The sequence below is a fragment of the Kitasatospora sp. NPDC056800 genome (assembly GCF_042789775.1).
In the GTDB taxonomy this organism is placed as follows: Bacteria; Actinomycetota; Actinomycetes; order Streptomycetales; family Streptomycetaceae; genus Kitasatospora.
The window spans coordinates 1-9,300 of record NZ_JBHUAL010000174.1; the positions used below are offsets into that span (position 1 = coordinate 1).

Here is a 9,300-nt window from a genome sequence, read left to right on the forward strand (position 1 = left end):
GGGGCACATCCGCCCGGGGCCGCGCCGCCGGCTCAGCGCAGCGCGGCCGTCGCCTCGCGCAGCAGGCCCGCCACGATGCCGACCCCGTCACGGGTGAGCACCGACTCCGGGTGGAACTGGAGCCCCGCGAAGCCGTGCCCGCGCAGCGCGTGCACGTCGCCGGTGGCGGCGTCCCGGGAGACCTCGACGCCCTCGCCGAGGAGCCGCGCCGCGTCGGCCTCCGAGCAGCGCGCGGTGAAGGTGTTGTAGAAGCCGACCGTGCGCTTGGCGCCGAACAGGTCGATGCGCTCCTGCGCCCCCTGGTACGGGACGGCCTTGCGGCCCAGCGGGAGCCCGAGTTCGGCGGCCAGCAGCTGGTGGCTCAGGCAGACCGCGAGCAGCGGCGAGGTGCGGGCGCCGGAGCGGACGGCGGCCAGCGCGTCCGCGACGATCGGCCGCAGCAGCACCATCTTGGGGTCGTCGGCGAGCGCCGGGTCGCCCGGGCCGGGGCCGAGCACCAGCGCGCCCCGGTGCGCCGCGACCCGCTCGCGCAGCCCCGGCTCGTCGTAGCGGGCCACCGTCACCCGGTGGCCGAGCGAGCCGAGCAGGTGGGAGAGCATCGAGGTGAAGGTGTCCTCGCCGTCCACGACCAGGGTCGGCTCGGCCTCGGTGATCTCGGCCGGCTGCTGCATCCGCAGCCAGAACGGCGCGAGGTCGGCCCGGCGGGAGTCCAGGGCGGCCTGCACCCGGTGGTCGTCGGCGAGCCGGGGCCCGGTCGGGTGGGGCAGCCGGGTGGGCGCGGGCCGGGCGCCGATCGCGGTGAGCACCCCGGCGGCCTTGGCGTGGGTCTCGGCGACCTCGGACTCCGGGACGGAGTGGCGCACCAGGGTGGCGCCGACCCGGACGACCAGTCGGCCGGTGGCCGGGTCGATGTCGGCGGTGCGGATGCAGATCGGCGAGTCCAGCAGCTGCCCGCCGCTGGCGGCGCGGCCGATCAGGGCGAGCGCGCCGGAGTAGTAGCCGCGTCCGGTGGGCTCGTAGCGCTTGATCACCCGGGTGGCGTTCTCGACCGGGCTGCCGGTGACGGTGGCCGCGAACATCGTCTCGCGGAGCACGTCGCGGACGTCCAGCGAGGTGCGCCCGCGCAGCTCGTACTCGGTGTGGGCGAGGTGGGCCATCTCCTTGAGCCGGGGCCCGAGCACCTGGCCGCCGAGGTCGCCGACCGTGCACATCATCTTGAGCTCCTCGTCCACGACCATGGTGAGCTCCTCCAACTCCTTGGGGTCGTGCAGGAACTGGAGCAGCGAGTCGAGGTCGGAGCCGCCGGCCGGGTAGCGGTAGGTGCCGGAGATCGGGTTCATCACGACGGTGCCGCCGCTCTGCCGGACGTGCACCTCGGGGGAGGCGCCGACCAGCACCCGGTCGCCGGTGTGCACCAGGAAGGTCCAGTACGCGCCGCGCTCCTGCTCCAGCAGCCGCCGGAAGAGCGTCAGCGCGAGTTCGGGGGAGAAGTCCTCCATCGTCGCGTGGAAGTCGCGCCGGATGACGAAGTTGGCGCCCTCGCCGTTCCCGATCTCGTCCTGGATCACCCGGCGGACGATCGCGGCGTACGCGTCGTCGTCCACATCGAACCCGCCACCGGCAAGTGAGACCGGCAACTTCGGTAGGGCGTAGGTGAATTCGGCCAACGGCAGGGCGTGCTGCTCGGTCACCGAGAGGGCCTGGAGCGGGGTCTCGTCGTCGTGCGCCTCGAAGCCGCGCTCGCGGATCTGGCGGTACGGGACGAGCGCGAGCAGGTCGTGCACCGGGCCGCCGCCGGCCGGTGGGCCGCTGCGTACGGGCAGGTCGGCGAGGTGCTCGTAGCTGTCGACGGTGCCCAGCAGCACCTCGACGGTGTCCGGGCTGAGCCGGGGCGTGCGGCGGTGCAGCAGGGCGAACGCGGGGGCATCGGGGCCGGTGAGACGGGCGAGCAGGTCGACAGCGGTGGTCACGGGAACGGCTTCCTTCCGGGTGGACTGGTGAGAGGCGGTGCAAGGTCCGCTCCCGGAGGGCCGTCTGCTCAGACGCCGACGGCCGCCCCGAGGGGCGGCCGTCGTGTTCGTCTAGGAACGCGCCAGTTGTGGGCCACCCTGGGGGGAGGCCCACCACCAGGAGTGGCTGTGGGGCGCGTGCATGGTTCGAGACTAGCGGATGCGTCGGGGCGGGTGAGGGGCATCACGTCTTTGTCCGAGATGTGTCTCATTCCTCGGGCAATAGGCACGAGTCACTCCTGCCACCCCGTAGCCTTGGCGGTGTGACCGCTACGACTGAGACATCGAGGGCTGCCCACTCCTGGCAGTCCCTGCCCGCGGCGCAGCAGCCTGAATGGCCGGACCAAGAGGCTCTGCGCAAGACCCTTGCCGAGCTCGCGTCCTATCCGCCGCTCGTCTTCGCCGGCGAGTGCGACCAGCTGCGCGCCCGGCTCGGAGCCGTGGCGCGCGGGGAGGCCTTCCTCCTCCAGGGCGGTGACTGTGCCGAGGCCTTCGACGGCGTTTCGGCGGAGCACATCCGCAACAAGCTGAAGACGCTGCTCCAGATGGCCGCCGTACTGACGTACGCGGCCTCGGTGCCGGTGGTGAAGGTCGGCCGCATCGCCGGCCAGTACTCCAAGCCGCGCTCCAAGTCGACCGAGACCCGCGACGGCGTGACCCTGCCGGTCTACCGGGGCGACTCGGTGAACGGCTTCGAGTTCACCCCCGAGTCCCGCATCCCGAACCCCGAGCGCCTGAAGCGGATGTACAACGCGTCCGCCGCGACGCTCAACCTGGTGCGTGCCTTCACCACCGGTGGCTACGCGGACCTGCGCCAGGTGCACGCCTGGAACCAGGACTTCGTCCGCAACTCGCCGGCCGGCCAGCGCTACGAGCAGCTCGCCCGGGAGATCGACAACGCCCTGGCGTTCATGAGCGCCTGCGGCGTGGTGCCGGAGGAGTTCAAGGCGGTCGAGTTCTTCTCCTCGCACGAGGCGCTGGTCCTGGACTACGAGACCGCGCTGACCCGCGTGGACTCGCGCACCGGCGAGCTGTACGACGTCTCCGGCCACATGGTGTGGATCGGCGAGCGCACCCGGCAGCTGGACCACGCGCACATCGAGTTCGCCTCGAAGATCCGCAACCCGATCGGCGTCAAGCTCGGCCCGACCACCTCGGTCGACGACGCGCTCGCCCTGATCGAGAAGCTGGACCCGGAGCGCGAGCCCGGCCGCCTGACCTTCATCACCCGGATGGGCGCGGGCAAGATCCGCGAGCACCTGCCCACCCTGGTGGAGAAGGTCACCGCCTCCGGCGCCCGGCCGGTGTGGATCTGCGACCCGATGCACGGCAACACCTTCGAGGCCTCCAGCGGGCACAAGACCCGCCGCTTCGACGACGTCCTGGACGAGGTCAAGGGCTTCTTCGAGGTGCACCGCGCGCTCGGCACCCACCCGGGCGGCATCCACGTGGAGCTGACCGGCGACGACGTCACCGAGTGCGTCGGCGGCGGCGACGAGGTCCTGGTGGACGACCTGCACCAGCGCTACGAGACGGCCTGCGACCCGCGCCTCAACCGCAGCCAGTCGCTGGACCTGGCGTTCCTGGTGGCGGAGATGTACCGCGGCCAGTAGGCCCGGTGCCCGTCCGATGTGACGAAGGCCCCTCCGGATTCGGTGTCCCCGAGCCCGGAGGGGCTTTTTCGTACCCGTTTCGCCGGGTAAGGTAAGCCTCAGTGAACTAAGGCTGACCTTAGTCAAGATCCACTCCGCTTCACTCCCGGGAGAGACCGCGATGTACGTGTGCATGTGCCATGCGGTCACCGAGGACCAGGTGAAGAAGGCGATCGACGGCGGTGCCAACACCCCGCGCCAGATAGCGAAGGGCTGCCGGGCCGGCACCGACTGCGGGTCCTGCGTGCGGCGCATCCAGGCGCTGCTCGGCGAGCACGGCGCCCGCCCCTGCCCGACCGCCCGGCTGGCGGCGAAGCTCGGCCTCGCGGACCCGGAGGACCCGGCGGTGCCGTCCGCTCCGGCCCCGGAGGTCGCCCCGGTGGTCCCGCTGCGGGTGACCCGGGCGAACCGGGCGGCCTGACCGGCCCGAGCGGGCCGCGGCCTCAGGACTCCGGCTGCTCGATCACGGTGGCGAGGTAGAGCGCCTCGCCGAGCTTCTCCAGCAGCTCCAGCTGGGTGTCGAGGTAGTCGATGTGGTGCTCCTCGTCGGCCAGGATGTCCTCGAAGATGTTCGCCGAGGTGACGTCGTTCTTGGCCCGCATCACCACGATCCCGCGCTTGAGCCGGTCGATCGCCTCGACCTCGATCTGGCGGTCCGCCTCGAACATCTCCTTGACCGTCTGGCCGATCCGGACGTGGAACAGCCGCTGGTAGTTGGGCAGCCCCTCCAGGAACAGGATCCGGTCGGTGAGCGTCTCGGCGTGCTTCATCTCGTCGAATGACTCGTGCCGGGTGTACTTGGCGAGCTTCGTCCAGCCGAAGTTCTCCTGCATCTTGGCGTGCAGGAAGTACTGGTTGATCGCGGTCAGCTCGGCGGTGAGCTGCTCGTTGAGGAACTCGATGACCTCGGGATCGCCCTGCATGGTGATGCCTCCTGCACTCGTGCTGCCGTGTGTCCTGCGCTGAGTCCTGCGTGAAGTCCTGCGGTGGGTCCGGTACTGAGTCCTGCGCTGCGCATCCTGGCACCGCTTTGGGAGGAAATTCCAGTAAGTTCACACTCACTAGGACATGTGTCGGAATATCCGATTCATGGTGAAACGTGCTGGTGGGCGGCCGACCGCTGGGCCGTACGGGCAGGGGCGCGGATCCGCGCAAAGGGGCGCGCGCCGAGGCTCGTCCGCCGTCTGTCACCATGGATCCATGGGTCAGTCGAAACACGAACCGCTTCCGCCGTCTGACCCGAGGCTCCCCCCGGGACAGCGCGCGCAGCGCGGCTGGCCCGCCCTGCACTACGGGCCGGTGCCCCGCTTCAAGCCGCTGACCTGGGACCTCCAGGTGTTCGGCGCCACCGCCTCGGCGGAGAAGCACAGCTGGGACTTCGAGGCCTTCAGCGCCCTGCCGCGCAGCACCGTCGTCGGGGACCTGCACTGCGTGACCAAGTTCTCGGTGCTCGGCAACGAGTGGACGGGCGTGTCGGCCGCCGCCGTGCTCGACCTGGTGCCCCCGGCGCCGGGCGTCACCCACGTCATGGTCTGGGCCGAGTACGGCTACAGCGCCAACCTGCGCCTCGCCGACTTCGCCGACCCGCGCACGCTGCTCGCCACCCACCGCAACGGCGAGGCGCTCACCGCCGAACACGGCTTCCCGGTCCGGCTGGTGGTGCCGCGGCTGTACGCCTGGAAGGGCCCCAAGTGGGTGCGCGCGGTCGAGTACATGCGGGCCGACCGGCGCGGCTTCTGGGAGGAGCGCGGCTACCACAACCTCGCCGACCCCTGGGGCGAGCAGCGCTACTCCTACCAGGAGGAGCCCGGCGACGGGCCGCTGCGCTGAGCCCGCCCGGGGCCTAGAACAGCGAGAACTTGACGGTCACCACGCTGCGCTGCGGGCGCCGCTCGCCCGCCGCCGGGCTCTGGCCGGAGGAGGTGACCGCGCCGAACACGTCCCAGCCGCTGGTCTGCATGGTGAAGCCCGCGGCCTGGAGCGCCTTCTGCGCCTCGTCCTTGCCCATCCCGGTGACGTTCGGGACCGGCACCATGCCCTTGCTGACCACCAGCGACACCGCGCTGTTCTCCTGCAGCAGCTGCCCGGCCGCCGGCGAGCTGCTGATCACCGAGCCCTCGGGCACCGTGTCGTCGTAGGTCTCGGTCACGCCGCCCCTGGTCAGCTGGGCGCCGGCCAGGGCCGTGGCGGCGTCGGCGGCGCTCTTCCCGGTGAGGTCCGGCACCGCGATCCGCTTGGGGCCCTTGGAGAGGGTGACGGTGACGCTGTCGCTCTTGCGGGTGCGCGCGCCCACCCCGGGGTCGGTGGCGATCACCTGACCGGACGGGACGGACTCGCTGAACACCTCGACGAACCTGCCGTGCAGGCCCTCCTTGTCCAGGACCCGCTGCGCCTCCGCCCGGTCCTTGCCGAGCACGCCCGGCACCGAGCCGTACAGCCCCTCGGAGATCCCGTAGGTGACGCCGCCGATCGCCAGCACCAGCGCGGCCAGCGCGGCCGTCCAGACCAGCGTCCGGCGGGGGAGGCGGCGCAGCGGGCCCGGCCGGGACCGGCGCCGGTGCACCGGGGTCGGCTCGTCGTACGGGCGCGGCTCGGCGAGCAGCTCGTCCATCAGCTCCGGCGGCATGTCCAGCACGCTGGTGCGCTCCGTCGGCGGGGCCTCGGCGGGCCGCGGCAGCGGCTGGATCACCGAGGTCGGCTCGCTGGTCGGGTAGCGCGGGCTGGGGCGGGTGGAGGCCGGCGGCTCGGCGTCCAGCGCGGCGGGGGCGAGGGTGCGGCGCACCCGCTGGAGGGCGGCGAGCAGCTCGACCGCGTCGTACGGGCGGGCGCCGGCGGACCGGGCGCAGGCGGCGGCCACTATCGCGTCCAGCTCGGGGCCGACGGCGGGGGCGACCAGCGAGGGGGCCGGGACGTCCTCGTGCAGGTGCTTGTACATGACCTGGACGGGGTTGTCGCCGGTGTGCGGGCGGCGGCCGGTGAGCATCTCGTACAGCAGGATGCCGGACGCGTAGACGTCCACCCGCTGGTCGGTGGGGGCGTCCGGGAGGATCTGCTCGGGGGCCAGGTAGGAGACGGTGCCCATGACCGTGCCGCCGGTCGCGGTGGTGGTCGAGGTGGGCGCGCCGTCGGCGCTGCCGAGCACCCGGACCAGGCCGAAGTCGGCGACCTTGACCAGGCCGCCCTCGGTGATCAGCACGTTCTCGGGCTTGACGTCGCGGTGGACCAGCCCGGCCCGGTGGGCGGCGCCGAGCGCGGCGAGCACCGGCTCCAGCACGTCCAGCGCGGCCCGGACGGACAGCGCGCCGCGGTCGCGCAGCAGGTCGCGCAGGGTGCGGCCGGGCACGTACTCCATGGCGAGGAAGACGTGGCCGCCGTCCGCGCCCTGGTCGAAGACGTTGACCACGTTGGGGTGGGTGAGCCTGGCGACCGCCTTGGCCTCGCGGATGAAGCGGGCGGTGAAGCCCTCGTCACCGGCCAGCGAGGGGTGCATCACCTTGAGCGCGACCACCCGGTCCAGCCGGGTGTCGGTGCCCCGGTAGACGGTGGACATCCCGCCGGTCGCGATCCGCTGCTCGACCCGGTACCGGTTGTCGAGCAGGGCGCCGATCAGGGGGTCGTGCAGTGCCATGTCCACTCGGAGAGTCTAGGGTGCGGGACCGCCCGGTCCCGGCGGACACCGCCTCCGGGACCGGCTTGTGACATGCGCGACGGTTCAGAACGCCGGGTGCTCGCGGGTGTCCAGGTCGGCCCGGCCGGCCATCGCGGAGGAGGCCTCGGCGTGGAAGCGGCGCGGGATCCGGCCGGCCCGGTGGGCGAGCCGGCCCGCCTCGGCGGCGTGCCGCATCGCCTCGGCCATCAGCACCGGGTCCTGAGCCCTGGTCACCGCGGAGGCGAGCATCACCGCGGCGCAGCCCAGCTCCATCGCCAGCGCCACGTCGGAGGCGGTGCCGGCGCCCGCGTCCAGGATCACCGGGACGCCCGCGCCCTCCACGATCAGCTGGAAGTTGTGCGGGTTGCGGATGCCCAGGCCCGAACCGATCGGCGAGCCCAGCGGCATGATGGCCGCGCAGCCGACGTCCTCCAGCTTGCGGGCCAGCACCGGGTCGTCGTTGGTGTACGGCAGGACGGTGAAGCCGTCGTCGACCAGCGTCTCGGCGGCGTCCAGCAGCTCGATCGGGTCGGGCAGCAGGGTGCGCTCGTCGGCGATCACCTCCAGCTTGACCCAGTCGGTGCCGAGCGCCTCGCGGGCCAGCCGGGCGGTCAGCACGGCCTCGCCGGCGGTGAAGCAGCCGGCCGTGTTGGGCAGCACCCGGATGCCGTTGCGGGTCAGCACGTCCAGGACGGAGCCCTGGGTGGTGGCGTCGACCCGGCGCATCGCGACGGTGGTCAGCTCGGTGCCGGAGGCGAGCAGCGCGCGCTCCAGGACCTCCAGGCTGGGGGCGCCGCCGGTGCCCATGATCAGCCGGGAGGAGAAGGCCGTCCCGGCGATGGTCAGCAGATCGTCGGCCATGGTTCAGCCTCCCTGGACGGCGGTGAGGATCTCGATCCGGTCGCCGGTGCCCAGTGCCGTCCCGGGCCACGAACCGCGCGGCACCACGGCCTCGTTGAGCGCGGCGGCGACACCGGTGTTGGCGGCGCTGACGGAGGCCACCAGCTCGGCGAGGGTGGTCGTGGCGGGCACCCGGCGGGGCTCGCCGTTGACGGTCAGGGCGATCTCGGCCGGGGCGTCCTCGTGCACGGCGTTCTCGTCTGGGGCGTGCTCGTTCGGGGCGTTCTCGGTCAGGGCGATCTCGGTCATGCGGAGGCCTTCGCGACGGGGGATTCGGAGGAGAACCGGGTGGGGGTGAACGGCCGTGCGAGCTCGGGGACTTCACCGGTGACCAGGTACTCGGAGACCAGGTCGGCGGTCACCGGGGTGAGCAGCACGCCGTTGCGGTAGTGGCCGGTGGAGGCGACCAGCCCGGGCAGCGGGGTCGGGCCCAGCAGCGGGGCGTTGTCCGGCGAGCCGGGGCGCAGCCCGGCGGAGGTCTCGCGCAGCGGGAGTTCGGTGATCCCCGGGACCAACTCGTGGGCGTCCCGCAGGAGTTCGTACACCCCGCCGGCGGTGACGGTGGTGTCGTAGCCCTGCTCCTCGGTGGTCGCGCCGACGACCAGTTCGCCGTTCTCCCGGGGGACCAGGTACAGGTGCCGGCCGCGGACCACGGCGCGGACGTTGCGGGAGAGGAACGGCCGGTAGGCCTCCGGCACGTGCAGCCGCAGCACCTGCCCCTTCACCGGGCGGATCGCGGGCAGCACCCCCTCGGGCAGACCGGGCAGCCGGTGGCTGTGCGGGCCGGCGGCGAGCACGACCTGGTCGGCGGTCACCGTCTCGTCGGTGCTCAGCCGGGCGCCGGTCGCGCGGCCGTCCTCGACCAGCAGCTCGACGGCCTCGGCGCGGTGCAGCAGGACGCCCGCGCGCCCGCAGGCGGCGACCAGGGCGGTGAGCAGGCGCCGGGGGTCCACCTGGTGGTCGTCCGCGGGGGGGGGGGGCCCCGGGTGTGCGCCGCCCGGGCCCCCGACCGGACGGGCCTCGCGTGTGGGACCGCGAGCCGGATGCCTTGGAGTGATAGAGAAGTGCAGGTGCGGCTGGGAGTGGTCCC

The 9,300-nt window shown here is 72.7% G+C and carries 8 protein-coding genes and 1 pseudogene; 3 read left to right on the forward strand and 6 right to left on the reverse strand.

Annotation, left to right across the window (positions count from 1 at the left end):
* Positions 1-32 precede the first annotated feature (32 nt).
* Positions 33-1,970 (reverse strand): anthranilate synthase family protein, encoded by a 1,938-nt coding sequence (locus ACFRQN_RS30345; protein WP_380743432.1) that lies wholly within the window; start codon positions 1,968-1,970, stop codon positions 33-35.
* 302 nt (positions 1,971-2,272) lie between these two features.
* Here ACFRQN_RS30345 and ACFRQN_RS30350 point away from each other — a divergent pair, with 302 nt between their 5' ends.
* Positions 2,273-3,622, forward strand: coding sequence for a class II 3-deoxy-7-phosphoheptulonate synthase (locus ACFRQN_RS30350; RefSeq protein ID WP_049655382.1), 1,350 nt, complete (start codon positions 2,273-2,275; stop codon positions 3,620-3,622).
* A 160-nt stretch (positions 3,623-3,782) separates the two neighbouring features.
* The gene (locus ACFRQN_RS30355; RefSeq protein WP_380743434.1) at positions 3,783-4,082 is read left to right on the forward strand and encodes a bacterioferritin-associated ferredoxin; all 300 of its coding nucleotides are present in this window, start codon (positions 3,783-3,785) and stop codon (positions 4,080-4,082) included.
* A 22-nt stretch (positions 4,083-4,104) separates the two neighbouring features.
* On the opposite strand, the gene bfr is transcribed toward ACFRQN_RS30355, so the two are convergent.
* A complete protein-coding gene (bfr, locus tag ACFRQN_RS30360; protein WP_049655380.1) occupies positions 4,105-4,584 on the reverse strand; it encodes a bacterioferritin in 480 nt (159 codons plus the stop codon).
* 277 nt (positions 4,585-4,861) lie between these two features.
* On the opposite strand from bfr, the gene ACFRQN_RS30365 reads away from it, so the two are divergent.
* Positions 4,862-5,491, forward strand: coding sequence for a molybdopterin-dependent oxidoreductase (locus tag ACFRQN_RS30365; RefSeq protein WP_049655378.1), 630 nt, complete (start codon positions 4,862-4,864; stop codon positions 5,489-5,491).
* Between the two features lie 13 nt (positions 5,492-5,504).
* Here the strand turns inward: ACFRQN_RS30365 and pknB are convergent, their stop codons facing one another.
* The 4 genes and pseudogenes from pknB to ACFRQN_RS30385 all read right to left on the reverse strand — a co-directional run.
* On the reverse strand, positions 5,505-7,289 hold the full coding sequence (gene pknB / locus ACFRQN_RS30370) for a Stk1 family PASTA domain-containing Ser/Thr kinase (protein WP_380743446.1): 1,785 nt from the start codon (positions 7,287-7,289) through the stop codon (positions 5,505-5,507).
* Between the two features lie 84 nt (positions 7,290-7,373).
* A complete protein-coding gene (locus ACFRQN_RS30375) occupies positions 7,374-8,171 on the reverse strand; it encodes a thiazole synthase (RefSeq protein ID WP_049655375.1) in 798 nt (265 codons plus the stop codon).
* Positions 8,172-8,174: 3 nt separating this feature from the next.
* On the reverse strand, positions 8,175-8,459 hold the full coding sequence (gene thiS / locus ACFRQN_RS30380) for a sulfur carrier protein ThiS (protein WP_380743436.1): 285 nt from the start codon (positions 8,457-8,459) through the stop codon (positions 8,175-8,177).
* A pseudogene (locus ACFRQN_RS30385) lies at positions 8,456-9,179 on the reverse strand (FAD-dependent oxidoreductase); the annotation flags it as partial. The pseudogene ACFRQN_RS30385 and the gene thiS, both read right to left, overlap by 4 nt.
* Positions 9,180-9,300: the final 121 nt, after the last annotated feature.